The sequence below is a fragment of the Enterococcus sp. DIV0240d genome, from assembly GCF_051711245.1.
GTDB classification, from domain to species: Bacteria; Bacillota; Bacilli; order Lactobacillales; family Enterococcaceae; genus Enterococcus_D; species Enterococcus_D casseliflavus.
Genome location: NZ_JBIOMG010000001.1, coordinates 786,940 through 813,877, shown reverse-complemented (window position 1 = coordinate 813,877; position 26,938 = coordinate 786,940). Strand labels below are relative to the sequence as shown.

General features: G+C 34.8%; 24 protein-coding genes. 6 read left to right on the top strand and 18 right to left on the bottom strand.

Translation table 11 applies throughout. The annotated features are described in order from the left end of the window. Nucleotides 1–7 precede the first annotated feature (7 nt). The 3 genes from IGJ25_RS03845 to IGJ25_RS03835 are packed head-to-tail and all read right to left on the bottom strand — an operon-like array spanning nucleotide 8 to nucleotide 3,338. Nucleotides 8–1,270 carry a PTS sugar transporter subunit IIC gene (locus tag IGJ25_RS03845; RefSeq protein ID WP_081116985.1) on the bottom strand — a complete coding sequence of 421 codons (1,263 nt, stop codon included), beginning with the start codon at nucleotides 1,268–1,270 and terminating at the stop codon, nucleotides 8–10. Nucleotides 1,271–1,284: 14 nt separating this feature from the next. Further along, nucleotides 1,285–2,010 carry a glucosamine-6-phosphate deaminase gene (locus IGJ25_RS03840; RefSeq protein WP_081116986.1) on the bottom strand — a complete coding sequence of 242 codons (726 nt, stop codon included), beginning with the start codon at nucleotides 2,008–2,010 and terminating at the stop codon, nucleotides 1,285–1,287. Between the two features lie 2 nt (nucleotides 2,011–2,012). Next, nucleotides 2,013–3,338 (bottom strand): 6-phospho-beta-glucosidase, encoded by a 1,326-nt coding sequence (locus IGJ25_RS03835; protein WP_060792763.1) that lies wholly within the window; start codon nucleotides 3,336–3,338, stop codon nucleotides 2,013–2,015. Between the two features lie 145 nt (nucleotides 3,339–3,483). On the opposite strand from IGJ25_RS03835, the gene IGJ25_RS03830 reads away from it, so the two are divergent. After that, nucleotides 3,484–4,236 (top strand): MurR/RpiR family transcriptional regulator, encoded by a 753-nt coding sequence (locus IGJ25_RS03830; RefSeq protein WP_005227526.1) that lies wholly within the window; start codon nucleotides 3,484–3,486, stop codon nucleotides 4,234–4,236. 190 nt (nucleotides 4,237–4,426) lie between these two features. On the opposite strand, the gene IGJ25_RS03825 is transcribed toward IGJ25_RS03830, so the two are convergent. Both IGJ25_RS03825 and IGJ25_RS03820 read right to left on the bottom strand, forming a co-directional pair. Then, the gene (locus IGJ25_RS03825; protein WP_225001296.1) at nucleotides 4,427–5,755 is read right to left on the bottom strand and encodes a PTS sugar transporter subunit IIC; all 1,329 of its coding nucleotides are present in this window, start codon (nucleotides 5,753–5,755) and stop codon (nucleotides 4,427–4,429) included. A gap of 144 nt (nucleotides 5,756–5,899) precedes the next feature. Then, complete coding sequence (locus IGJ25_RS03820; protein WP_005227520.1) at nucleotides 5,900–6,613, bottom strand: GntR family transcriptional regulator; 714 nt, start codon at nucleotides 6,611–6,613, stop codon at nucleotides 5,900–5,902. Nucleotides 6,614–6,781: 168 nt separating this feature from the next. Here IGJ25_RS03820 and IGJ25_RS03815 point away from each other — a divergent pair, with 168 nt between their 5' ends. Continuing rightward, nucleotides 6,782–8,206: a glycoside hydrolase family 1 protein gene (locus tag IGJ25_RS03815; protein WP_060792765.1), complete on the top strand. Its 1,425-nt coding sequence runs from the start codon at nucleotides 6,782–6,784 to the stop codon at nucleotides 8,204–8,206. Nucleotides 8,207–8,725: 519 nt separating this feature from the next. On the opposite strand, the gene IGJ25_RS03810 is transcribed toward IGJ25_RS03815, so the two are convergent. Then, nucleotides 8,726–8,830 carry a putative holin-like toxin gene (locus tag IGJ25_RS03810; protein ID WP_081116989.1) on the bottom strand — a complete coding sequence of 35 codons (105 nt, stop codon included), beginning with the start codon at nucleotides 8,828–8,830 and terminating at the stop codon, nucleotides 8,726–8,728. Between the two features lie 367 nt (nucleotides 8,831–9,197). Between IGJ25_RS03810 and IGJ25_RS03805 the strand changes: the two genes are divergently transcribed. Together IGJ25_RS03805 and IGJ25_RS03800 are read left to right on the top strand one after the other, a co-directional pair. Further along, nucleotides 9,198–10,031: an AraC family transcriptional regulator gene (locus IGJ25_RS03805; RefSeq protein ID WP_081116990.1), complete on the top strand. Its 834-nt coding sequence runs from the start codon at nucleotides 9,198–9,200 to the stop codon at nucleotides 10,029–10,031. Beyond that, nucleotides 10,024–10,443 (top strand): DUF2000 domain-containing protein, encoded by a 420-nt coding sequence (locus IGJ25_RS03800; protein WP_005232083.1) that lies wholly within the window; start codon nucleotides 10,024–10,026, stop codon nucleotides 10,441–10,443. Before IGJ25_RS03805 ends, IGJ25_RS03800 begins: the two co-directional genes overlap by 8 nt. 194 nt (nucleotides 10,444–10,637) lie before the next feature. Here the strand turns inward: IGJ25_RS03800 and IGJ25_RS03795 are convergent, their stop codons facing one another. The 3 genes from IGJ25_RS03795 to IGJ25_RS03785 form a co-directional block, all read right to left on the bottom strand. Further along, complete coding sequence (locus IGJ25_RS03795; protein ID WP_208788461.1) at nucleotides 10,638–11,180, bottom strand: DUF3267 domain-containing protein; 543 nt, start codon at nucleotides 11,178–11,180, stop codon at nucleotides 10,638–10,640. A gap of 58 nt (nucleotides 11,181–11,238) precedes the next feature. Further along, nucleotides 11,239–11,556, bottom strand: a complete 318-nt coding sequence (locus IGJ25_RS03790; protein ID WP_081116992.1) for a hypothetical protein — start codon at nucleotides 11,554–11,556, stop codon at nucleotides 11,239–11,241. Nucleotides 11,557–12,002: 446 nt separating this feature from the next. After that, nucleotides 12,003–12,971: a GGDEF domain-containing protein gene (locus IGJ25_RS03785; RefSeq protein WP_225001295.1), complete on the bottom strand. Its 969-nt coding sequence runs from the start codon at nucleotides 12,969–12,971 to the stop codon at nucleotides 12,003–12,005. Nucleotides 12,972–13,097: 126 nt separating this feature from the next. On the opposite strand from IGJ25_RS03785, the gene IGJ25_RS03780 reads away from it, so the two are divergent. Next, nucleotides 13,098–14,288, top strand: coding sequence for an IS256-like element ISLgar5 family transposase (locus tag IGJ25_RS03780; RefSeq protein ID WP_438779109.1), 1,191 nt, complete (start codon nucleotides 13,098–13,100; stop codon nucleotides 14,286–14,288). A 387-nt stretch (nucleotides 14,289–14,675) separates the two neighbouring features. Here the strand turns inward: IGJ25_RS03780 and IGJ25_RS03775 are convergent, their stop codons facing one another. After that, nucleotides 14,676–15,056, bottom strand: a complete 381-nt coding sequence (locus tag IGJ25_RS03775; protein WP_194185775.1) for a DUF7006 family protein — start codon at nucleotides 15,054–15,056, stop codon at nucleotides 14,676–14,678. A 653-nt stretch (nucleotides 15,057–15,709) separates the two neighbouring features. Further along, nucleotides 15,710–16,957, bottom strand: a complete 1,248-nt coding sequence (locus tag IGJ25_RS03770; RefSeq protein WP_438779108.1) for a helix-turn-helix domain-containing protein — start codon at nucleotides 16,955–16,957, stop codon at nucleotides 15,710–15,712. A 544-nt stretch (nucleotides 16,958–17,501) separates the two neighbouring features. Here IGJ25_RS03770 and IGJ25_RS03765 point away from each other — a divergent pair. Beyond that, on the top strand, nucleotides 17,502–18,689 hold the full coding sequence (locus IGJ25_RS03765; protein WP_438779107.1) for an IS110 family transposase: 1,188 nt from the start codon (nucleotides 17,502–17,504) through the stop codon (nucleotides 18,687–18,689). Between the two features lie 912 nt (nucleotides 18,690–19,601). On the opposite strand, the gene IGJ25_RS03760 is transcribed toward IGJ25_RS03765, so the two are convergent. From IGJ25_RS03760 to xrtG, 7 genes are all read right to left on the bottom strand, one after another. Further along, nucleotides 19,602–20,306, bottom strand: a complete 705-nt coding sequence (locus IGJ25_RS03760) for a Firmicu-CTERM sorting domain-containing protein (RefSeq protein ID WP_002326402.1) — start codon at nucleotides 20,304–20,306, stop codon at nucleotides 19,602–19,604. A 62-nt stretch (nucleotides 20,307–20,368) separates the two neighbouring features. Beyond that, the gene (locus IGJ25_RS03755; RefSeq protein WP_162783196.1) at nucleotides 20,369–21,538 is read right to left on the bottom strand and encodes a GGDEF domain-containing protein; all 1,170 of its coding nucleotides are present in this window, start codon (nucleotides 21,536–21,538) and stop codon (nucleotides 20,369–20,371) included. 17 nt (nucleotides 21,539–21,555) lie between these two features. Continuing rightward, nucleotides 21,556–22,260, bottom strand: a complete 705-nt coding sequence (locus IGJ25_RS03750; RefSeq protein ID WP_194185778.1) for an EAL domain-containing protein — start codon at nucleotides 22,258–22,260, stop codon at nucleotides 21,556–21,558. Between the two features lie 439 nt (nucleotides 22,261–22,699). Then, nucleotides 22,700–24,220: a TIGR03766 family XrtG-associated glycosyltransferase gene (locus tag IGJ25_RS03745; protein ID WP_025478680.1), complete on the bottom strand. Its 1,521-nt coding sequence runs from the start codon at nucleotides 24,218–24,220 to the stop codon at nucleotides 22,700–22,702. A 13-nt stretch (nucleotides 24,221–24,233) separates the two neighbouring features. Next, on the bottom strand, nucleotides 24,234–24,605 hold the full coding sequence (locus IGJ25_RS03740) for a 6-carboxytetrahydropterin synthase (protein ID WP_002326398.1): 372 nt from the start codon (nucleotides 24,603–24,605) through the stop codon (nucleotides 24,234–24,236). 6 nt (nucleotides 24,606–24,611) lie between these two features. Next, nucleotides 24,612–25,946 (bottom strand): TIGR03111 family XrtG-associated glycosyltransferase, encoded by a 1,335-nt coding sequence (locus tag IGJ25_RS03735; RefSeq protein WP_081117380.1) that lies wholly within the window; start codon nucleotides 25,944–25,946, stop codon nucleotides 24,612–24,614. Then, entirely contained in the window at nucleotides 25,946–26,548 is a 603-nt protein-coding gene (gene xrtG / locus IGJ25_RS03730; protein WP_002326396.1) for an exosortase family protein XrtG, read from the bottom strand. The genes IGJ25_RS03735 and xrtG overlap by 1 nt, the downstream gene beginning before the upstream one ends. Nucleotides 26,549–26,938 lie beyond the last annotated feature (390 nt).

Below are 26,938 nucleotides of genomic sequence, written 5' to 3'. Positions count from 1 at the left end.
TTTCTATCTACTCACTTATACTAACAGGAATCGTTGTTTCCGTTTCCTGTGTCTTTGCGGCTTCGTTTTTTACTTGCTGCTTTTCCAATATTTTGAAAAATGGCATATAAATAAAATATGAGATAGCAATTGATACAACAGACCAAACAGCTGCTCCAATACTACCATTAGTAGCTAAATAAGGACCAATAATAGGAGGAATAGTCCATGGAACTTGAATAACAATCGGTCCTACTATACCAATATTCATTAGGATATACGTACCGATACATAGGACCATAGGCGTTGCTATAAAGGGAATAAGCATTACAGGATTCATCACAATAGGCAAACCAAAAATAACCGGTTCATTGATACAAAAAATAGCTGACGGCAATGATAATCGTCCAATCGACTTATACATCTTACTTCTGGAATGGAGCATATTTAACACTAGACCTAGTGTTGCTCCAGTTCCGCCTAAACACATAAAGACAATCCAAAATCCATCGGCAAAAACATGAGGAACTTCTACACCACTTTGAAAAGCTGCCGTATTATCAGCAAGATAACTTAGGAAAACAGGGGTCGCAATTCCGGACAAAACATTGTCTCCGTGGATTCCACATATCCATAGCATACAAACGAGAAGTGTGTATAGCAGCATGCCTGGGAGTGTTCCCATCCCTTGCATTAAAGGTTGGAAAACAATAGTAATGATTTCATTGATATCAACCCCTAATAAAGTTCTGACGATCCATATAACGGTCAGAATAAATGCTCCTGGGATTAACGTTGCAAAAGAAGTTGCTACAGTGGGCGGCACACCTTCTGGCATTTTTATTACAATATTATGAGTGACAAACCATTTAAAAGCATGAGTGACAAATACCCCAACAATGATCGCGGTAAACATACCACTAGCACCAAAATTAGCCAAATTTATCGTCCAGTCATCGTTTAATGTTGCTAGAAGAAAGCCGATAGTTGTGAGCATCGAATTAGAAATAGCATCAACACCAAACTCTTTTCCTAAATGATAGCCTATGCCAATTGCAGATATCAGTCCAAGGATTCCGAACGTAACATTGACTGGTGCATTCAACTGCGGCCCCCAATTTGACACAAAATCCATCCATGACTGTATTGGAAAGTTACCAATGATTAGGAAGATACTTCCAACAATAGTAAAAGGAATCGTCATGGAAATCCCATTTCTTATAGCAACTAAGTGTTTACTATTGCCTATTTTCAGCAATATAGGCAATACCTTGTTCTCAATGACCTGCATCTTTTTTCCTCCTTTTAGTTCACGACTTCCTTATCAACCACCAATACAGGATCTTTGTGCAACCATAGAGAAGTAACTGGACACTCTTTTGTAATCGTACCGCTTAGAAATTGTTGTATCGCAGATTTCTTTTTTGCTCCACTAGCTTGTACGATCATTGTTCCAGATTGTAATAATTGTCCTATCCCTAACGTAATTCCTTTCGTACGATCAACTTTCACGTCTGAAAAATATTTTTTCCCAACACTTTGGGTTGATTCGTCTAAGTTCACTATATGAGCTTTATCTTCGAAGGACGAACCAGGCTCATTAAAACCTAAGTGACCATTTACTCCAACCCCAAGCAAACTCAGTGTTAATCCTCCATTCTCCTCGATAAATTTATCAGCTTTTTTGCATTCCTCATTTAAATCATCGGCTAAAGGATCAAATGTGTGAAGTTGCTTTAGGTCAATAGGAACCCGATTGAATAAGTTTCTTTTCAAATAGGATATACAACTGCCTTCATTTTTCGGATCGATTCCAACCCATTCATCTAGTTCAATAAACTTTGCCTGGGATAAATCTATTTCTTTATTGATTGCTGCTTCTGCAATGATGTTAAGCGTTCCTACGGGTGTATCACCACCTGCAAAGCAATATAACCCATTTGGCTTTTCTTTCAAGACATCTAAAATGAGTTTTGCACAGATCTTACTGACTTCCTGGTAATTTGCCTCAACATAGTATTTTATATTCATTGTCATTCTCCTTTAAAAAAATTCGGCAGATATTCTTTGTGTGCCAAAAGCATTTCATCAAGTAGTTGCTTTGCTGTCCTATCACTTGGAACTAAGGGATTGATCGTCATCGCTAATAAAGCAGTGTTATAGTCTCCCGTAACAGCTGCTTGGGCCGCTATACGTTCAAAAGACTTAATTTGTTGAACTAGCCCTTTGATAGGAATAGGCAATTCACCTGTAGTCAAAGGGATCGGTCCTTGTTTTGTAATCAAACAATTTACTTCAACCGCTGAATCACAATCGATATCACTGATGGCTCCATTATTTCTTGTATTGACCGTTTGAATATCACGTTTGTCATTATAGATGGAATTAATTAAATTACATGCTGCTTCACTATAATAAGCGCCCCCACGTTCTGATAATTGAGGTGGTTTGATTGCTAGATGTTCATCTTTATAAAGTTCAAACAATTCATGTTCGATTTTCTGCACAACTTCTGCACGAGTTCCTTCTTTTTCTGCTGATTGTTTTTGCTCAGACAACATAGTGGCTGTCTGATAGTAATACCTTAAATAGCCGATGGGAATCATGCCAAGTGTTCGGAAAAAATCTGGTTCCCATTCTAAATCAGCAATGTTTTTCAGACCAACTGCATCACCAGCATCTTGCGTCATCAATGTAAGTACTTTTTGAGTCACATCAATCCCTTTATGATAAATCTTTTTCGCAAAAACCATATGATTTAGTCCAGTAAATTCAACATATAATTCTTCTTTGGGTACTTTTAATGTTTCTGCAATGCCACGTTCTATTCCAATTGGTCCATTACACAAACCTACTACTCTACGCATATTGCTATGGCGTAAGACAGCTTCTGTCACCATGCCAGCTGGATTAGTAAAGTTGATCAGCCATGCTTCTGGGCAAAGACGCTCCATGTCTTTCACTATTTCTAAGATAACGGGAATCGTGCGTAATCCTTTAAAAAGCCCTCCTGGACCATTCGTTTCTTGTCCAATCGTGTCATATGTTAAAGGGATTCTCTCGTCTTTCGCTCGCGCTTCCAAAAGACCTACACGAAATTGGGTCGTAACGAAGTCCGCACCCTTTAATGCCGCTTCACGATCAAGAGTCATATAAATTTTCATTGGAAGTTCCGCTTTTTTTACCATACGTTTAGCAAGTTCCCCAACAATTTCTAATTTCTCTCTTCCTTGTTCAATATCCACAAGCCATAATTCTGAAATCGGTAATTCAGCATATCGTTTAATAAATCCTTCTATCAATTCTGGTGTATAACTTGATCCACCGCCAATTGTTGCAATTTTTATTCCTTTATCCATCCTGAAACACTCCTTTAACTTAACTACATGGTCAGTATAGATTATTTTTATCTCCATAAATACCGCCTTTAAGTAAACGGTTACAAAAGCAAACGATTGACACCGGTTACAATCCTGTTACAATTTGTAACAGGAGGGGATTACTATGTTGTTTCTTGACTATCAACCAGACTTAAATGAAACGGATATTGAAGTATATAAAGCAATAATTTCAGACGTAAATGCAGTTGCTTCCATGAGTATTCGTGAATTAGCTGAGAAAAGTCATACGAGTACTGCCAGCGTACTACGCTTTTGTAAAAAATTTCGCTGTACCGGTTTTTCTGAATTTAAAATTTACCTCAGTGCGTATCTCGAATCTCTTAAAGAAGAAAAAGAGGTAAAAACACTTGATTTTGAGAGTGAACTCTTGAATTTTTTAGCACGCACACAAGACAAATTCTTTGAAGATAAATTTGATGAGGCAGTTCACTTATTGATGGAAAAAGAGCTGATTATTTTTATTGGCGTAGGCTCCTCAAATGTTGTTGCTGAATATGGTTCACTTTATTTCTCGTCACTATTTAACATGGCGATTCGCATTGAAGATCCTAGTAATTACCCTATTAATTACCTATCCACTGAGTTAGCAAAAAAAATGTGTATCGTCGCTTTATCCGTTTCGGGCGAGACCACAGAAATCATTCAATATTTAAATCATTTGAATCTATCAGAAAGCTCAGTAATAGGAATTACCAGCAGCTCTAATTCAACACTTTCTAAATTAGCTGATATTGCAATAACCTATAATATTTCGCTAGAAAAAATTAATGAAGCTGATATTACAACACAGATACCGGCAATGTACATTATTGAAAAGTTAGCGAAAACCGTGAGAAATAGAATGGAAACTCAATAGATTTGTAAAAAAAATTCTTCAGGTAATTCTTTCCCTCTATTCACAAGTTCACCGATCGATATCCCCACAAAAAAAGAGACTCACATGTATCTGTGTGGTCTCTTTTTGATATATAGATTTGTTCAATTTATTTGTTTCTCTTACCTTTGGTTTGAGAAGACTTCAAAAAATCTTGTGAAGTTTCCTCTTCTCAATCATTTGCCTCTTCATTCCCTATTGTTGAGGTAACTTTTTCATCGATACGTAAAAATGGTAAGTAGATAAAAACACTCACAGCAATGATCGCAATTTGCAAGACTGCTGCTCGCCAATCGCCACCAGTTGCTAAAAATCCAGATATGACGGGAGGAGTGGTCCAAGGTATCTGCACGACTACATGATTGATTAAACCAACAGCTGTTGCAAAATATGCAACTGTTAGGGAAAAAATCGGCGCCAATACAAATGGAATAATCAAACTAATATTGAAAACAATTGGTAAACCAAAAATGATCGGTTCACTGATATTAAATAGTGCAGGAGTTACGGATAATTTTGCAAAGTCTTTGTAGTCTTTACGACGACTAAAGATAAAAATAGCAATTAGCAAAGCAATAGTATTTCCTGATCCTCCCATAACAGCAAACGTATCTTTAAATGCCATGTTTATGATATGTGGAATATCTTCCCTATTCGCATAAGCAGCCATATTCTCTTGCATATTTTGAATTAAGAACGGATCGAGAAGTGAACCTGATATCACTGCTTGATGAATTCCAAACCCGAAAAATAGATTTGCAATTGATGTAATTAAGAGGAACCCTGGTAAACCTGTCGTTACCCTACTTAAAGGTCCAGTGATTAGAGTAGTAATCAACGAATTAACATCCATATTGAATAATTGATTGACTGCAAATGAACCAATTGCGAAGGTAGTCACGGTAATCATGATTGGAATAAGGACGTTAAATGACTTCAACACAGCTGGTGGGATATTTCCTGACAACTGAATTTGTAACTTTTTGTTATTTGATAACTTAATAAAGAGTTCCGTAGCAGCTAAGCCCACAAAAATTCCAACGAACATTCCTGACGCGCCAGTATGAGTGACAGGAATAACCCCACCTACCTCCAGCGCTTCTTGACTTCCTTCTGGTGTAAACATCGTCATCATAGGGGTGAGAACAATAAACGTTGAAATAGCGACTAGAACAGCAGCAATATGATTCGTATAATTTCTGCTAACACACGTATGATAAGAAACTGCCGCAACAACTAATAGCGTCGTTATACTTAGTGTTCCATTACTGATGGAAGTCCCGATTTCTTGAATCGTCGTTAATGTTGCTGGATCAATGATATTTCCCATAAATCCTGTTGGCTCTAAAATAACATAGTTGATCAATGTAACAAATCCCGCCAACATCATAAAAGGCATAAAAGTGGCGAAAGCATCCCTTAGTGTTCGAAGATGAATCTGGTTCCCTAGCCTTGTGGCTATTATTCCGAACTTTTCAAAAATAGCATCTTTTTTACTCATAATCCCGATCAGTCTCCTTTTTTAGTTGTAAGCGATTGCTTATGGGATGATCATACACCAGCTTTTTAAAAAAGTAAATATCTTTATCTAAAATTATATATCTTTTTTAAAAGTCAAAAAAAGACCAACGAAATTCGTTGGTCTTCACTTCTCAACAAAAACTGCTTCAAAAATAAAATCTTTGTATAAATGTCTCGAAAGAGAATATTCAAACGGTACACCAGATGACAATGACACCACTTTGTCTACCTCTATCATAAACTCGCCTGGTTTTACAGAAAGAATTTCCGCATCGAAGTCATTTGCCACATCACCTTTGATCCAAATATGGGAAGATTTAATCTCTAGACCAAGCTCATTTGTAATGTAGCCATATACAGAACGTTTCAAATGCTTTGGTTCTAACCCCGGTATAACAGAAAGTGGCATAAACGTTTGCTCAATAGAATACGGTTGTTCATCAATAAAACGACTTCTAATAATATTATAGACATACTCTTTTTGATTTATTTCTAAAATTTCTGCCACTTCATTCGATGGCAACTCAATTGAGAACGTATGGATTTCAGAAGTCACATGTTCTTCCCCTACTAAATCAAAAAGACCTTCATTTGGTCCAAACACTTTCGAATTATCAATTGGTCTGCGTAGAACTTCCGTTCCGAATCCACTACGTGTTCGTAAAACTCCCTCTGATACTAGCATATCAATACCTTTCTTCACAGTGAGCTTACTTGTTTGATACTCATGCGCAAGTTCATCGCCTGTAGGTAATTTTTCGCCGATTTGATAGGTTCCATTGGCAATTTTTTTCTTTACCTCCGTATAAACCTCCATATATTTTGGCTGTTTCTTCATAACTTACTCCCTCATACTCATCTCTATTACTTATACTTTAACATAAAAAATTGTCTTTTTACAGCTAAAAACATACCCATCACACAAAGATATATATTTTTAATAAAAAGTATTTATTTATATCAAAAGCAATGTTACACTATTAAAAACGAACAGGAGGAAACGATAATGTCAAGACAAACTCAGTTAACATTTCCAGATGACTTTTGGTGGGGCTCCGCTTGGTCAGCAGAACAATCTGAAGGGCGTGGAGAAACAGGAAAAGCAGAGACAGTATGGGATCGGTGGTTTCACGAAGAACCACATCGTTTTTATAAACGAATTGGACCTAGTATTACGACAGACCATATCCATCGTTACCACGAAGATATTCAATTGATGAAACAAACGGGGCACAATTCATTTCGTGTGTCTATCTCATGGGCACGAATGTTTCCAAATGACGGGGTTGGTAAACCAAACGAGAAAGCGATAGCCTATTATCGAGATCTTTTCACCGAAATGAAAAATAATAATATCAAAGTTTTTGCGAATCTCTATCATTTTGATATGCCCGCAAAATTACAAGATAAAGGGGGATGGGAATCACGTGAAGTTGTTGATGCTTATGTAAATTTTGCTGATACCTGTTTTCTAGCGTTTGGCGACTTGGTTTATCATTGGTTCACCTTTAACGAACCTTTGGGGCCAATCTTGGGATCTTATTTAGAAGATTTTCACTATCCAAATCTCATTGATTTTAAGCGTGGTGCTCAAGCAGCGTTCTTTACCATATTAGCCCATGCAAAAGCCATTCAAACTTTTAAAAAATACCAGCTATCTAGCAAAATCGGAGTAATTCTCAATTTGAGTCCGACTTTCCCAAGAAGCCAAAATTCAGCAGATAAAAAAGCAGCAGAAATTGCGGATCTTTTTTATACTCGTAGTTTCTTAGATCCCATGGTCAAAGGAGTATTTCCAGAAAAACTAATCTCGTTGCTGGAGGAATATGACCAATTACCCGTTGATTTCAATGACACAGACCTAAAAATTATTGAAGAGAATACCGCACAGATACTTGGTCTAAACTACTATGAACCACGCCGTGTCAAAGCAAGAACTTCTGCCGTTAATCTAGAAAGTCCATTCTTACCAGAATGGTTCTTTGAACCGCATATTATGCCTGGCCGTCGAATGAATGAATATCGTGGATGGGAAATCTATGAAAAAGGAATTTATGATTTATGTATGGATATCAAAAATAACTACGGAAATATTGAATCCTTTATCTCAGAAAACGGCATGGGTGTTGCTAATGAAGAACGGTTCATGGATGAAAATGGACAGGTGATTGATGACTATCGCATTGAATTTATCCAAGACCATCTCGCCTATTTATGGAAAGCAATTCAAGATGGCTGTAATATAAAAGGATACCATCTATGGACATTCATTGATTGTTGGTCATGGATCAATGCATATAAAAACCGCTACGGCTTAGTTTCTTTAGATTTAGCCACACAGAAACGTACAATAAAGAAAAGCGGCTTGTTTTACAAGGAACTAAGTAAGCAAAACGGTTTTTCCTACGATCTCGAGCGACTGGTAGATTAGCATTCACGAATATGATCGATAGTGATCTGTATAGAAGAAACCTGTTGCCACAACTCCTCTTTCGCACCTTTGAAGAAGGCGACAGGGTTTTATTAGTAAAAAAATAACCGTTTCCCTGCTAAAGTCGACGGTTATTTTTTTGTCATTTTTCACTGTGGCTAGGATACGAAAGAGCAGCATGGCAATAAATGTATCAGAATTTATCTGGAACTTATTAGCCGCTAGTTTCGATAATAATGCTTCCCTTTTCTTTAAACATTGCATTCGTTTTTAGATGTTCGAACACTTTTCCAAAATGACTGCATCGAACACCTTATTTCAATTGAGAATAAGGTTTTGCCTATGTCGCTTATCGATTTTGTTTGAGAATATCCTTGTTAAAAGTTGAAAAATCACTCTCTTCTTGCTATACTAACTATGTAAAGAGGAGTTGTTGCCACAACCCCTCTGCAGCGCCATTTAAGACGGCGACAGTTTTTTTAACTTAAAAGATAACCGTTTCCCTGTTAAAGTCGACGGTTATTTTTTTTTGTCATTTTTCACTGCGGCTAGGGTACCAAAGATCAGCATGGCGGTAAATGTACCAAAACTGATCATTAGCCCGATTGCTTCCGCTGTGGACAAAAAGGCTTCTCCTTTCTGAAGAGTTAGTACTTACATTCATAAGCACCACCACCTTTCAAAGATAGCCACCGTCACAAACTTTACTGCAGTCAAATGGTCCCATACTTCCATCAATAAAACTTTCAAATGCCAAGGATTTATCATTATTTTTTCACGGCGCATGGTCCATCTGCTGTGATTCATTCCATAAATTCGTCAAAATAACCCGCTGTTCTCTCTTCAAGCCTGATCCACTCTTTTCCGACCTTCTCCAGCCCCTTTTCTCAGTCCCAACCAAGTGTCTTCCATCAAGAAAAATAGTCAAAAGTCAATATCATTCTATTCACCAAAAACCACTTTTGTTATAGTAACAAAAAGGAGAATGCAGATGAGAAATGAACGAAAAATCATTCAAGATAGCACCCTTGGTGTAGAAGCTTTATTATTTAACGGCATCCAGCAGGAGTTTCCTAACCATTGGCACGAATATTATGTGATTGGCTTGATGGAAGCTGGGACGCGTCAATTCACCTGTCAAAATACCTGCTATATCGTTGAAGCAGGCGACTTGATTTTGATTCCGCCAAAGGCTGCCCACCGCTGCCAGCAACTCACGGAGGAAAAGCTGGTTTACCGCAATATCCACTTAACCCCGGAGAACATGGCGGTACAAGTACAAAAAATTTTTAACACTCAATTGACGCCCCACTTTCCTGAACCGGTCATTCGCCAAGTGAAAGAAAAAGAGGAATTTCATGCAGTGCACCAGCTGTTGCTGTCGGATCGCGGTGATGAGTTTGAAAAGCAAGAACGCTTTACTTGTCTGCTTCACGACCTGCTTGTTCAGTATGCGGATTTCACCCACGAACAAACGGACCCGGTGTCAAATAAAGCCACAGCGGCAAAAGCCTATATCGATCAACATTATGCCGAAAAATTGTCCTTGAGTGAATTAAGTGACGTTCTTGGAATGAATCAGTACGTCTTGATTCGGCAATTTACCAAAGCGTATGGGCTGTCGCCGTTTCAATATTTAAGTACGGTGCGCATCAGTGCTGCCAAGAAAAGACTAGAAGCACAAGAAGCAATTGCAGAAGTCGCTTTTCTGACAGGTTTTAGTGACCAAAGTCATTTTACCCGTATCTTTAAAAGCTTGATTGGGGTCACCCCGAAAGCTTACCAAACAATTTACCAAGAAGATGGAGTGAGAACGTATGAATAACCAAGAAAAATGTGTCATGATTATCGATGAACAATTACCGATTGGCTTAGTTGCAAATACTGCTGCAATTTTAGGCGCAACCTTGGGCAAATTGTTTCCCGAAGGAATCGGAGAAGATATTTACGATTCGACGGGCAGAAAACACCTTGGCATTGTCAACTTCCCCATTCCTATCTTAAAAACGAACAAGGAACAGTTGCAGACCATTCGTGAATCGATCAGTCAACAAGCAGATCCAGAAGTAACCATCATTGATTTTTCCGACGTTGCTCAGACCACCAATTCTTATGAGCAATACCGTCAGACGCTTGAGACGATTCCCACAGAAACACTGGCTTATTTCGGCCTTTGTTTAAAAGGCAAGAAAAAGAGTATCAATAAAGTCGCTGGCAGCTTACCGTTGTATCGGTAAAGCGCTAATAAGAAAACGGTCGTTTAAAACAAGTTGTCTTTTTGTCGGCCGAACAGTCTTCTTGCTATATACGTTTTTTATAAACAGTCCTATAAAAAAAACAAACACTTTTGAGGTGTTTGTTTTTTTGTAAGAGATTTTCTAGCATACATTTTCTTGCTCTTTGATTTTGACAAGATCAATTGAAAAATAAACTACTCTCCTTGATAAATATTCAGCCCCACTTCAGTATCTTCTACACAACTGTTCGCTGGTGCTTTAACAATCAGAAAAAGAAAGTAAAAGTCTCCCACACAAGAAGCGGCATGTGCGGCAGCAATCAAGGTAAAAAGAGATGCCGTCAACCAGCCAAATAAATAAAATAGAAAGAGACCCACAGAAATGCCAAGGAATGGCGCCAATAAAATGATGGCAAATTTCCCTTTTGAATAAAAGGAATGGGGACTCGTGGCATATGCTACGCCATTTTTGAACCCAAACTTTACCTTCCCTTTAGGGTCAAAAAGCTTGAAGAAGTCACCATGGATCAATTCATGAATAATGATGAGAATAAAATATGCAACCATTAAGATCAAAAGATCGAAAATAAACGAAGTTTCAGCATTTGACCCATGACCACCTAAGACAAAGAGTGTAAAGAACACATAGAAAAAAATAAAACTAGGAATCGCCGCGAGATTCAATCTCTTTATTGTTTTTTTATCATCCATCAAATTGATTTGTTTGAGTAATTTCATCGCTGTTCTCCTCTTCTTTTTGTCATTCTTCTTAGTACATGATTTCTATGAATTCCCTTTACCCAACCAATAAGAGCAGCAAACACAAAACCAGTGCCGTTAAAACGAAGAGGAAATTGATCATCTCTGGCGCACTTTCAATCCTTCTCTGTAATGGCGGAGGACGAAAACTTGGATTCATACGTTTCGTTTGGTAGTCCACGCTGCTTGATAAAAAGCTGTCGGAAGGGATCATAAACACCAAAAGAACGCCATAAATAATGGATGCAGGAATCAGGAGTGAGCATTTGGCTAGGTAGCCAATCAGTAGACTCACGATCAAAGGAATAGCTACGTACAAAACACTTTGGTATAGTATTCGCCGAATTGGTTTCATGGGGAAGTCTCCTTAGTCAGTAATCGTTACGCACAGGGACAAAATAATTTTATTTACTTATCAAATAAATATACCATTGCTTTTAAAGACTGTAAACACGCCAGAAAACCAAGTCGATGCTGCCAAGCGCGACTGCCCAATGCTTGGTGCAAAAAAAGAAGTGGTTTCTTCCCACTTCTTAAAAAGCACTCTACTTGTTTTTTCCCTTCAATTAACCTCTCAAGATAATCGGTAAACCGTTATACTTGCCAGATTGCTTCCTCTCTTCCCTTTGAAAAAGACACGACGCTGGAAAAAGAAGCCTGCGAACCTTGTCTCTTTATTAAAACTTCTTCTGAAAAATATTCGTCTAAAAAATCATACGACCTTGTCTTTCCTTTTGGTTTCCTACAACACCTATCCACTTGAGAAAAGACTGCGGAACCTTCTTGAGAAAAGCAAACGTCTCAAGAAAAAATAATCGTGCGGTTTCTGCCTTTCCTTTTGGCTTCGTACAATGCTTGATCTGCTTGGTAGAAGGTTTCTGAAATGTCTAACGCAGAGGCTGCTTCTGAAATCCCTGCCGAAAAGTAAAGGGTCAGTTGGGCGGTTTCTAATTTCAACTGTTCATTGCTTAAAAACAAATGGAATTCTTCAATAATTTTTTTCACAGCATCAGAAGTATTCTCTTTAAATAGGACTAAAAATTCTTCGCCGCCATATCGATAAACTTCGACTAAATGGGAAGGACTTTTCTGGTAGAGAAACGTCATCAGTTTTTCCGAAAAGAAGGATAGGGCTTGATTGCCGATTTGATGTCCATGGTGATCATTGATGCGCTTAAAATGATCTAAATCCATCATCACCACGACGAGCTGGTCCTTCTCAAGTAGCGCCAGCTTTGAAATATCCTCGTTCAGACTGCGGAAATTTTTCACCTTGGTCAACTCATCATAATTGCGTTCAATGATTTTTGTGTTGATTTTTTCCAGGAAATTTTTTTGATTCTGCAAATAATACTTCCATAAAGAAACGATCCCCACAGATCCAATGCCTAAAGACACCACATCCCAAACGCTAATTTCGCGGCGATAAAAAAGCAAGGCGTTGAGCATCGGCGAGACAACCGTAACGAAAATCGAAAATAGGTAAAATGCCGTGTGATTTGGTTGTCCATAAAATCTTTTCTTTAATAAGCCCGTAACGATTAAAATGATGTAATTTAATCCGATAATAAAGAGCATGGCTTCCCATTCAAATTTATTGATCAATGCAAAAAAGGTCAGCAAAATGACGGGTACTAACCCAACCAGATAGATTTTTTCTTTGAGAATGCCAAAATAATAAATAAAGATTGGAATCGTATATTCATACGCAACATAACCGATACTGTTCAAAGAAAATGATATAATAAAGTAGACTTGCGAAATAAACAAAACAATACCAATAAGAATTTTAAACGACAGGCGAGAGTGTAAAATATTTTGTGTAAATAGAAAAAAGGAAGTCCCTTCTGTAGAATAGAGTTACCACAACACATTCACAGAAGAGAGGACTTCCCTATGAACGATTTTACTACAGAAATTCTAAAGACTCTAGCGAACAAAGGCGATTTGAATGAATTATTCCGTGTCCATTTGGAGAAAGCAGTCAATACGCTTCTCAAAACGGAGTTAACGGCTTTCCTAGATTACGAAAAGTATGATCGCATTGGTTTTAACACGGGTAATTCTCGTAACGGCTCCTATGACCGTACGGTCAAGACCGAGTATGGGGAACTTCATCTCCAGATTCCGCGCGACCGCAATGGTGAGTTCAAGCAACAGACTGTTCCTGCTTATAGACGGACGAATGACACGTTAGAGGAGACCGTCATTCACCTCTTCCGAAAAGGTATTACCATGTCGGAAATCGCAGACTTGATTGAGAAAATGTATGGGCATCACTACACGCCCCAAACCATGTCTAATATAACAAAATCATTTACAGAAGAGGTAACGGCGTTTAAAGGGCGGGAGCTTCATGACCGTTATGCTGCTATTTATATGGACGCAACGTATATTCCGTTAAAGCGGAAAACCGTCGCCAAGGAAGCTATTCATATCGCAGTTGGCATTCGCCCGGACGGATCAAAGGAAGTATTGAGCTATGCGATTGCACCGACTGAATCCATCACGATTTGGGAGGAAATTTTATTGGACCTTCAAGAGCGCGGTTTGAAAAATGTCCTCCTGTTCATCACGGATGGCTTAAAGGGGATGGTAGGAGCGATTAGTCGGTTCTATCCCAAAGCTCGTTTTCAACATTGTTGTGTACACGTTTCCCGTAATATCAGTCACAAAGTGCGTGTCGATGATCGTAAGGAAGTCTGTGATGATTTTAAAATGGTGTATCAAGCCTCATCTAAAGAGGTGGCGTTGGAAGCACGTGGTGCTTTTGCGGAAAAATGGAAAACCAGCTATCCAAAAGTGGTTGAATCGATTCTTTCGAACGATCACTTGCTCACTTTCTATGATTTCCCCTTGGCCATACGCAAGAGTATTTATTCTACGAACTTGATTGAATCCTTTAATAAGCAAATCAAGAAATACAGCCACCGCAAGGAACAGTTCCAAAACGAAGAGTCGATGGAACATTTCTTAGTCTCGTCTTTTGATACTTACAACCAAAAATTCCTAGGTCGCAGTCATAAAGGCTTTCAACAGGCCGAAGGCGAACTTGAACAAATGCTAAGCCAACTGATTGAGAATTAGAAACAATCTGCAGTAGGGAAGAATCATTTACACAAAATTATTGACGCTCCCCTACTAATTCATACAATATTAATATTTATTATAGAAAATCAACAGAGTAATATTTCTAGATTCATTTCTATAGTTTTTTTGTTATATTTGCAATTAAAACCTTATTCTGAAAGAAACTGCTAAATGATTAATTAATCTTAAGTTAAGAGGATTGATCAAACCAGTAAAACTACAAAATAATTAAGACTAAATACTATGCATACAAATTCTATTTTTGGCTTTCACAATTGATTATAACGAATCAGAAACAATTTTATAATTCATCATTATTTTCCCAATCAGTTGAGAGAATGATTTTTTGTGCGGAATTGCATGAGAATTAGCAAAAAAATATAATTATAATACTGAAAAATACAATGAGTGATCCATAATTTCACTGGGATAATATTCGCATTGTTCTTTCATGTATGTAAGATAATCTTGCTGAGCGCAATCCAGAATGTCTTTTTCAGTTAAGTTTTTAATAAATTCTGATTCTACTGTCTCAACTAAAAATAAAATAATCTGTAGTTGAGCATCTAAACCAAGAACTTTAGCATGAAGTCGAAAAAAGTCTTTTCCTTCGTAACTGTAAATACATTCTTTAATTTCTTGGCAAATTTTATTTATTCTATTAATAATCAGCGGATACTTTTCACGAAATTCCAGATCATTACATTTCTGTTCAAAGTATAAAAAATACGATTCTTCATTAATATAATGAGGTTTGGAAGTCATAACTGTCTCTCCTGTTTCTTACTGTTTTATCTTTTTCTTAGATTACATAGTAATTGAAAAATTTTTAGATTAAAAAATTATGCAGAGCTGGTTGTTTCCTGGATTGTCTTCTTTGTCAGCAAAATTATTTGTAATAAATATTTGTTAAATTAAGAAGTTTATTTTCATAAACTTCTTAATTTATAGCAATTTTTATACTACTAATAAAGTTTATAAATTGTCTAACGGCTTGTCTTTGCACTATTCATAGTAACATGGATATAACAGAAATCGCCATTCCCAATTTATGTATGATATTTTACACAAATTGGATTCAATAATAGTATATAAGAAAGTAATACACCCACACTTCTTAATAAAATAGGCTCTATAATTTGATGACAGATTCAGAGAATAAATTCAAAACCTTATGAACATTATCTAATTTTTCACAACTCTTCATTTTTTATTGACAAAAGTCCCTTAAAAACGTATCACATTAGAAGAATATAGCATAATTTTACACATTATCTTGCATAAGAAATTTATCGAAATAATTAAAATATAATATATGATAGAATTTAACCGCCAAAATCGTAATCTACAAAGAAATAAACACAATATAATACTATCTAATTATCATAGTGAATTATATAGAAGCATAAATACTTCCTCTACACTTTTTGCATCATCTGTTTATCAAGATACGAATGTTGTATTAACGAAAGTAATTTTCTCCAACTATCCATATTACTGATAGAATCTAAATAGAATACTTTCTTATCACATATTGCTCTTTCTAATGTGTCTGTAACTACGATATCAGCTACAGAATAGTCTTCTGTTATGATAATTTGGTTTTCATTAAACAAACCTTTAAGTCTTCTTTCAATAAAAAATCCAGCCATAAAATCTTTTGACATTCGTAAATATATTTTTATCTCTGTCTTTAATTCTGAAATAAATAAAACATGAAGTAAACTAACTAAAAGGTAATTGTGACTTTTACTAAGATTAAAGGGAGCTATGCTTTTCTGTAATTCATTTATGTATTCATCATTAATATCTGAGTGATATGTTAATGGTGGAATAAAAAGCTTTGTAAAATCCATAATAGATTCACCAACCAAAGCATACAGTGCATTGAATAGTGTCAAGTAATATATGAATAAGTTCTGTTCATGCGTAGACATTTTTTTCTGAAATATTGAAGTGCTTACTCCTAAAATTTCTCTTGATAAAAAACAAAATGGATGTTTAGAATCAATAAATATTTGCCCCAAATTTATTTTACTTTCTTTAGAAATAATGTCGGGAATAAAAAAAAGAGACATAAAATAGAAGTAATCGGCTTCGCAAATTTCATCTACTTTTTCAAGAAAAAAAAACCTATTGTCTTTACGAAATAATAAACCACTTATATTTTCTGAAATGATAGAAAAGAACGATTGGATAAGTTTCGATTTTGGTGAAAACAAGTATTGCTTATTATTAATCCGTGTTTGTAAGACTGCAAAAAAAATATCCTTTAACTGCCCTTGAGTACTTGATTCGCTATAAGTAGTGTTTAGTAATTTATCAGGCAAAAAGGAGGGAATGCTTGCATTAGAAACATCAGAAAAAGGCCATTCTATATCTTGAAAGGAGTCTTGCAAAAAAATACAAGAGAAGAGCCTGATATTAAATTCATTTCCTGCTAATCTATACTGACCATTTTCATTTAGTATATAAAAATCGAAAGAAGAAAAGAAAATATTTAGTTTTTTTGTTATTTTATTTAAATAACTCGGTGAAATGAAGAGCTCCTCTAAAATTTCTTTTTTTGTTAAAGAAACTCTTGTTACAAGTAATATCGTATAATTAAATGCAATATTTTTTTCAGTAAAAGGAGTTTCAATGTGTAGGCCAAAGAAATGGCACAATCCCAGTATTCTTCTCGAATTTTTATATTCCCATTCCTACTTGAAACAACAAAATCAGTGATTTTCATTAGTTCTTCAAAGTGTTCATTTATCGTTTTAATAGTTTCTCTAACTGCTCTTTTAGAAATTTTTAAATTAAAAGAAATTTCTTCCGTTCTTGTTTCCTTTTTATTAATAGTAAAAAAAAGTACATGAAACTCTCTTCGCAAATAATTTGGAATCACTCATTAACTTCCTTGTATATTAGAGTTAGGGTTTTAACCTTCCGGTTTTGATTGGATAACCCTATGAACCATCGTTATTTTAATTTGGTATTAACTCATTCATTTTGAGATAATATATTTATTGGATTGAGAGGCTTTGCCGTTGCCTCCTTGAGTTTTGAAGCTCGTAATCGAAAGACTGGCACCTCTCTCTGATAAGTGGATTACGTATGAGTTAGATGTTGAAAGTTTTTGCTTTACTCCGTATCTCGTACAAGGTAGTGACGCTTTTCAGTTGAGCGGGTTTCAATCAAAAATATTTTTTTAGAAAGGTCAAATGTATGTACTTCTTAGGAATTGATATCGGCAAGCGAACTCACGTGGCTTCTTTAATGAGTGAAGAAGGTAAAGTGATCCTAAAAGGTTTTTCTTTCCCTAACACTACTGAAGGAGCTGATTCCCTGATTGAGCGGCTTTCAAAATATTCAGAGACTCCCGCTGACTTTATTGTCGGAATGGAAGCTACGGGTCATTATTGGCTCTCCATCTTTTCATACCTCCACGAATCAGACTTTTTGATTCACGTTGTGAATCCTCTTCAAACCGATGGCTGGCGCAAAGGAACAGAAATCAGAAAACGAAAAAATGATATTATTGATTCTGTTTTGATTGCTGACTTGATGCGTTATGGTTCCTTTGTAGAAACAGTATTGTCTGATGAAAATGTTTTTTCGTTAAAACAACTTTCACGTTACCGAACCTATTTAGTAGGTACCGCAAGCGACTTCAAACGAAAAATCATAGCTGTACTAGATCAAGTGTTTCCTGAATATGCATCAATTTTTTCTAAACAAGGTATTTTCGGAAAAGCGTCTAAAGAGTTATTGCTTGAGTTTAGTTCTCCTATAGAGCTAGAAGAAATTTCGGCAGAAACGTTGGCTCAATACTTAGCTGAGTTAAGCAGGAACCGAATAAAGCCAGAGAAAGCAGATCAATTGAAGCAAGCAGCTTCTAACTCCTTTGGAGTGAAATTTGCTCAAGAAGCTTTTACATTTCAATTACGCTCCATGATTGAACAATTGAAATTCATCGAAAGCCAAGTAAAAGAAACTGAAAAAGAAATTAAGCGCATAATGAGTAATTTAGACTCTGTTATTCTCACAATCCCTGGAATCGGCCCTATAAATGGCGCGACAATTCTTGGTGAAATTGGAGACATTCGCAAATTTTCTAATCCGAAAAAACTGGTTGCTTATGCTGGCATAGACGCGTCTGTGTCCCAATCTGGGCAATACGAAGCAACACATAATGTTATGAGCAAGCGTGGATCTCCATACTTACGAAAAGCCTCGTTTTCAGCTGCTCTAGTTGCTTCTCGATGTGATCCTGTTTTTCGCGCGTTTTATCAGAAAAAAATTTCTGAGGGAAAGCATCATCTGACGGCCTTAGGTGCTGTTTCTCGTAAGCTTTGTTATGTGATTCATGCTATTTTAACTAAAAATGAACCTTATAAGATTGTTTCCGATTAGCTATTGAACAATCAAAAAAATCTAATAGTGAAAGGTCTATTTGTTGTACTCATTTTTTGGACTTAACTGTTATAAAATATTTTTTTGATTTAGCTAATTTTCACTTGACTCTATATAGTTAGTCTTTCTTACAAACCTTACCTACTATTAATACCTATGATTGTGTATAGGGATTCTTGTTTTTTACTTAAGATTGATCGATATCTAAAAAAAATATATTCAGCTAAAATAACTAATTACTTGAATTAATAAAAATCCACCTTTACTTGCTCTCTTATATCTAGTTTTTTCCAGCGCTTTTAAACGATTAGGTTCTTCAAATCTTTTAAATAAACGCTTTTCAAAGTCTGATTTAGGGCGTGGAGTATATTTTTTTCTTCATGCAATAATCACCTCTTAAAAAATTCTTACATCTATTATTACCACATTTGGATATAAATAAAATGATTTTCTAAATCATTGTAAATTTGCTAAATTACATGGAGTGTTTTTCCTTCACAAATACCAATACAACAAGATATTTCTTAAGATTATATCGCAATAAAAACGAATAGGATGATACATATTTTCAAATGTAACATAGTTAAGTAAATCTCTATATTATTTTTACAATTGCGTTGGCATAGAATTTTAATCAAGCACTATATTCACTCATTCCATAAAGTTGTTTCCATCTAGATATAGTAATTATATGTTCTATATTCTTTTAAAATATAATAATTTATGTAAAAAAGAGGGGCAACCACTTCCCCAAAATTCCCCCTCAAAATATCTTAAAAGATATCTTTAATTCTATTATAAGAAATTTGAAATAATTAAATCAAGACATCTTTAACCACAAAAATTGTTATTCAAATACAATTTTTGTATTTATACTATAGCTATTTCCTCATAAATATTCCTAATTATTAATCAAGAAATTCTTGAGAGTAAGTTTTTTATTTTAATTTTTTGGGATTTCTCTTTTTTCCATAAAGAATAACCTACGATTACTGCTGCAATTCCGGCAAGTATCCATGGCCCAGTGCTTCCTCCTGCTACAGAAATCATCTGCTGTCCCAAATTGTTATTGCTATAAGTGATAGTTTGACTGCTTGTTGCTTCTACTTTCAATTGCTCAAAAGGAGCTGCAACTTCCACTGTATCTGAGTAAGAAGTAGCGCTATAATTCGTTTTTACACGAGTAAGTTTCCCTGGAATCGTTAAGTTAACAGTATTATCTTCAGCCCAAAAATTGACCTGAACATCTTTTGTTTGACCAATAACTGACAGGTCTTCACTATTAAATACATTAATAAATGTCATCCAATACACTTTGTTTCCAATTGTCAACCTATGTCCACTTGGTTGTAAATTACGGTAGTTATGTCCTTCTGGTGCCATATCCAAACAGAAATACAAGTTCTTATCATCCGTGACTAGGCTAGCATATTTAATATTTTGTCCATTTTCATAAGAAAAAAACATTTTAGTCTTTGGCAAGTCTGACCAGTCACTAAATGCACCATCAATCACAATATCATACTTATTGTCTGCATGAGCATTTATTGTCAAAAAAACATCCGTTATTACCATGACTAGTAAAGCGATAAGCAACTGATAGTATTTTTTTTTCATTTGGTTCTCCTCCCTAATAACCGCTATAAATACTGTAAAAGTAGAAACACAATCTATTCTAATTAGGTAATATAATTGATTTTACCATCCATAAATATGGCATTACGTCCCGCGCGCTTAGCGATATATAAGTATTCATCCGCACGCTTATAAAGATCCTTCTTACTATGATCCGTTATATTATAATGAGATACACCAGTGGAAATGGTTACTCGAATTTCTTCTCCCTCAATAATGAAGGAAAAATTTTTTATCTTTTTACTTATCACTTTCAAGATATCCAAAATATCATGATGTTGTTCTTCTTGAAATAATAACCCGAACTCTTCCCCCCCAATCCGAAATACCTGATTTTCTAATTGATATTGAAAGAGTGTTTCTTCAATGATTTGAGCTACACTTTTTAAAATTCTATCACCTGTATCATGTCCATAATTATCATTGATCCTTTTAAAATGGTCGATGTCGACTATAGCAAGCACCAAACTATTTTTTAAATTCGGAGAATCGAACCGTTTCTTAAATTCTTGTTCAAAAGTCAATCGATTTTTTATACCAGTCAAAAAATCTATTTGAACTTGGTTTGATAATTCATTTATTTTTGCAAATTGTTTATACACTAATCTGTTGACTAAACGAACTATAATCATCAAAAAAAGAAAGTTTAATAAGAAAACAATATATGTAGGAAAATCAAATTTCAAAGATGGATTCATTTTGAACCCCCAAGTAGATCCGAAAAGAAAAATTGACAAAAAGAATGTAGAAAAATCTGTTAGGGCTCTATCTTCTAAAACCAAAACAAGATAACATGATAAAAAGATCCCTCCTATAATAGCTATTGAAATAATGTAATCTTGTGTTGTGTGATATTCTCCTTGATACATATAGTAAAAGGTAATAATACTGCCTAGAAACACATTAAAGTAAATGACCCATTTTTCTCTAAATAGATATAAACTATAGAAAAGAATGACCATTTGTAAATCAATATTTTGAACAACAATACCATAAGCGTAATTCTGAATAATGTAAGAAAAACCAGGTACCCCTTGCAAAATTAACAAACTATTGATTATAATCAATATCCAAATAATTCTTTTTAGACTACTTTTTGTTTCAAAAACAGGTGATTGAGTTACTCCCATAAAAATCATGTAGTTACAAAAAAGGAGTCCCATTACAATAAATAGCCGAATAATCATAAAATACATTCCATAAAATATTTCCATCAAAAACTTCCTCCTTATCAATCGATATTTTGGAGCCTTTTCGGTATCGAGTAAAGATAGCCTTGATGATAACAAGAAATATTTGTTTCTAACCATTGTGCAAATTCTTGATTTTCTATTCCTTCAACAACAAAGAGCTTATCTAACTGAATCGCAATGCTTGCAAACAACTTTATAATTTGCTTCAAAGTTTCTTCCGAAGTTGTTTTCCTAAATACCATTGTTGAAAATTTGATGATATGAAAGTAATTTTTCATTTTAAACATAGCACTTAAAGAATTAATCCCTTGACCAACATCATCTATAGAAACTGTGTAACCAAATTGGATAATTTTTTTTAAAGCATCTTCGCTTATTAAAGAGTAATAGGGGTAGTTTCTCTTAAGGGGCGGAGTTTCTGTGATTTCAATAATTAATTGATGCTTATACCGCCTCAACTCTTCAAGCAGTAAAAAGGTGGAGTCGTACTCTAACTCTTGTGGGTCTAAATTAAGACTAAAAATTTTTTTCGGATTATTTTCTAAGATCTTAATTAACGTTTTCTTTAGCCAATACATATATAGCCAATGTTTATCTAGATCGCTAATTATACTCAAATGAAAATCTTTAGGAAAAATACTTTCACTTTCTTTTTTTCTTAATAATAACTCATAATAAATTGTTTTCTTCGTTTCTGGGTGATGAATCCCCTGACAAAAAAAATTTAAATCATTATAATTCATTACCAAAAAATACTCCCTTAACAATTTTTCAAAAAATATGATTATTCCAATATACTTACTATTCGCTTAAACAAAATAATACTTGATGTGGGATATTCTCCTTGATACATATAGTAAAAAACAACAATTATACTTAGAAAATATCAAAGCAAACGAACCATTTTTATCAAAATAGATATAGAGACTAGAAAAGAATGATCATTTGTAAATCAATGTTTTGAACAACAATCCCATTAGTGAAATTCTGAATAATGATAAAAAAGCGAGGCACTATTGATCATTGTCAAAACCCAAACAACTTTTTTAAATCACATTTTGTTAAAAATAGCTAATCGGGTTACCCTCACATGAATGATGGAGTTAAAGATTCTATATCAAGTAGAGACAGCCTTGATGGTAACAAGAAATATTTGTTTCTAATCATTCTGCATGTAATCCGTCATTTCGATGCGAAGAGTCGTTTAATAAAATTTATGCTGTTGTCCATAGAAAGACTTGCCAATAATAAAAAAATTGGTAAAAACTGAATTAAATATCGACTACGTCCTCCTTCAAACAAAAGCAAGAAAATGAATCCTCCAACTAAACTCAGTCGCAACATCTGTTCAAATTTTCCTTGATACTTCCATCCAAATACGATAAAAAAAAGACAAGTGACCCACCAAATTTGTGCAATAAAACGAAAATCAGCGATTCGTTCTCCATACAAGTAATACCATTCTTCTAGCCAACCGCTGTATCCTTTACCCGTAGGTATTTCTCTCTCTTTGATAAATGACCCTTCTTTTAGCCAAGCAAATGTTCCATCTGATGTATTGTTTCGATGTTTTTGAAATAGAAAGTTCAAATAGCCAAGAATTCCTCTTTCTTTGAGACGCTCGTGGATTTTTTCTTTTGAATAAGCGATCTTCGCTTCTTTACTCGGTAATTTAGCCATTGCTTGTGCATCTTCAGCACTATACCCACCATCGTTGGTTAGGCCGATGTTCATAAAATGAATCATTGGAATTCCGCGACTTTCATCTATAGTAATATACTGCTGCTTTTCTAATAGTTGATTGCAGACAGCATACGTTACACCTGCGGTAAGTACGGCTATTAATAGCAATACCAAACGACCTTTTGACTGCCATTTTTTTTCAAAAAAACTTACTAGTTCAATCAATAAAATAGCAATGATAGGAATCAACGCTGACGGTTTGATGAAATAACCCAATGTGGCAACCACAGCCATAGCAATAGCTCCAACTGCTCTGTATTTTAAGTTAAGCTTTTTCTTGTTCATCAATGCGTAAAAGAATAGACTGGAAGAAACAAAAGGCAAGACCCATGTATCCGTATACGGGACGATGATCCAAGGAAATACCAATAACCAGATTCCTTGCAGATAAATAGAAGGAAACAAATAGTTTCGGGCTAGTAAGCGAATCGATAGTACGTTGAGCAAGACTGAAAGATCAACTAAAAAGAGTGTCACAAAATCAAAAAAGAGCCACGAAGTCGTTGAGAACCACTCAGACAATTGATGTTGCCACAAGAGAAGCGGTAGATTATTCTGATTCAAACTATAATAAGCAAGAATCTCAGGACTCATGTTATCTGTCAGGGCATCATGAATTGCTGACACATCCCAGCCTATCGCCGGATGTAAGAAGTGTACAAAGGTCACTTGCCAAACTAAAACAACTATAATGAATATAGTGATAGCTATCATGCGATTTTTTACAAAAAGCCACTTAAATGATCGTTGTAATTTTGGATGACAATAAAGCGCAATGAACAAAGCAACTGCACTTAAAACAAGATAAGTCGTAACTAATGTCGTACTGGTTCCAAGGGTTTGATTATCTCCGATTATTAAATTAGGAGAAGTCAGTGCAAACAATAACGCCGAAACTATGAAGATAAAGAATAGGACGTTAATTAGTCTATTCCCAGCATTAAATATTTTCGATTTCATTCTCCACCCCATGTTACCCTTGTTTTTCAATACAATAAAAGCGAGTAGGTGATTCCCCTACTTCAATCCGAATCAACTCCGTTTGGATTGCTGCAAATCTATGAAATAATTGATCATAGAAATAATTAGCTACATTCTCAACTGATGGGTTGATTTCCACAAACGGTGACATTTCATTTAAGAAACAGCCTGAGAAAGGTTGGAAGAAATCCTTTAGCACCCCTTCTATTTCTTCAAACAAGTGCATTTCGCCATTATTGGATTTGATTTCACAAATAATTTCCCAGGTGTGATTATGTTTTGCTCCCATACCACCTTCCCACCGCATCGCATGACTTGCATTAACATGTGATTTAAATTTATAGATACAGCTTTTTTCTGACAATGATGATCACTTCTTTCTAATTTTCATTAAATCATTGGAAATAGTTTCTTTAATCTGTCCTATTTCTTTTGAAAAAGGCGTCGCATTCCATTTCGAAGTAGAAGTGATTTCATTAATAATTCCAATCAAACGAAACCATGATATTAAGAAATTATAGAATGGAAAGGTTAACACTTCTATCCATTGTTTAAAATAAAATTTTTGTTCAGACTTAAAGGATTGCAACAACAATGAAATGCTGATAAATTTGAGTAACGAGTCAAAGAAATAAAGCAAATAAATGAGTAAATAAGATAGGAACAATATTTTAACTGTATAACCAAAGAAAAATAAAACGGTACTAGCAAACAACCAAATCATTTTTGGAAAAATAAACGTATGGTCAATAATTAACCTGCGTACCAAAAAATTATCAAAAAATTTGCTTAAACCAACTTGCTCTTCAGAATACTCCTTGGCTACTTCTAGCTCACCTCGCTGCCACCTTTGTCGTTGAATATATAATTCATCGAGAGTTTGGATCGGTTCCACATAGAATATAGCATTCTCACATAATGAAACTTTTCCTTTTAATCGATGCCTTATTTGAAACGTCATATCGGTATCCTCTCCAACAGTATCTGTGTTGTAGAGATAGGTATTAATTAAAATTTCTTTTCTAAAACCAGAAAATGCACCGGCCATTGTGAATAAATGATTATTCATTGCTTCGACATTTCGTCCAGCTAGAAAAGACTGGGCATATTCTATGTATTCACTTTTTTGTACCCAACGAATCAACGAGGATTTAGTTTTCTCAATAACTTCTTTTTGCGTTAATATCGTACCAGTCATGGCAGAGATACTACAATTACTTTCAAAATTTAGAACCATGTTCATCAACGCTGTCGGTTCTAAATAACCATCGCTATCTATATTGATAATGTATGTGCCGATACTATTGTATATAGCAGAATTCAGTGCTTGTGCTTTTCCTTGTTCAGTGCGAATCCAATGCATATTAAGATGGTTGAACTGATTATGTGCCTCATCAAATACAGAAAAGCTAGAGTCTGTACTTCCATTGTCTGCTAAAATAATTTGAATATTTTCATTCGGATATGAAGAAGCATCAATCGACTGGATGCATTTATATAAAGAATCTGCCGAATTATAAACAGGGATGATTACAGTTATGAAAGGCAATTTCTCTGGTAATTCCAACGGTTTAATCCGAAACTTTTTGAAGAATAAGTAACAAATGGAATAGATACCTGGTATGATTTCCACTAACAAAGGAATGAGCAACCAAGTAATCCAGAAGCCCATTTGTGCAAGTGTTAAGTTAAATACATAATCCATTAATATACCCCTCTTTTAAGCAATTTACTCTTTTTTTGATACAAACTTTTGGCCACTTGAGAATACGTAAATGTGTAATAATATAAAGCAATGACTAATCCATAAAAGATTAATCGCCCTAATATCGAATGTGCAAAGAAATAAAGTTGACTACCGCCAAAATGCACAAGCATAATAACAAGAAGTAACCTTATGACATTGCTAGCAAAAATACATAATATACCAAAAATTCCATAGAAAAATTTTTCCTGTCGATCGTATAAAGGATAGAAAGTCAACAATCCTAAAAATGCTGCTGTTTCTATAACCCCTGAACATTCATAATCAACATACAAAGACATTTGTTCCTTTGCACTATGGACAACAAGCAAACTATACTGACTAAACGTCTCTGTAACATGAGTGATTGAATCAAATAAAGCGACTGCTTTAATTAACAATTGAGTCAAGAACCAAACCCAATAAGGTCTACTAAACAAGATCAGGAAATAAAACAAACCTATACTGCCTAAAATAAAGTAGAAGGCTGACAGTCTAGAGCGTTTCATTATGGACAATAAGTAAATCCAGATAAATAAACAAATCAATATATATATGTTCATTTTTCAATCCTCTTTATATAGTTAATCTCATTCAATTCATAATCAATAAGATCAGTAATTGGCAAATTTTTTAATACACTAATAAATATTTTTATCATCTCTCATATGTTCAAGAAATGGTAGCAATTTTTTAGCTATCAAAGAATGACTAGTTTTCTCAGTGTAATTATAAATAACTTACGCTTTAAGTAATAAAACAATACACGTGCTTAATTTTGAATGATTTACAATAATTGAATATTTTAATAGTTTATAGCGATATAATTGATTAATATGTTCTGATTTTTCTAAATATATAATATATACTTCATGATTTGAAATCAACAATTATTTATCTTTGAATTACAACAGAAGGGAGCGTCAATAATTTTGTGTAAATGATTCTTCCCT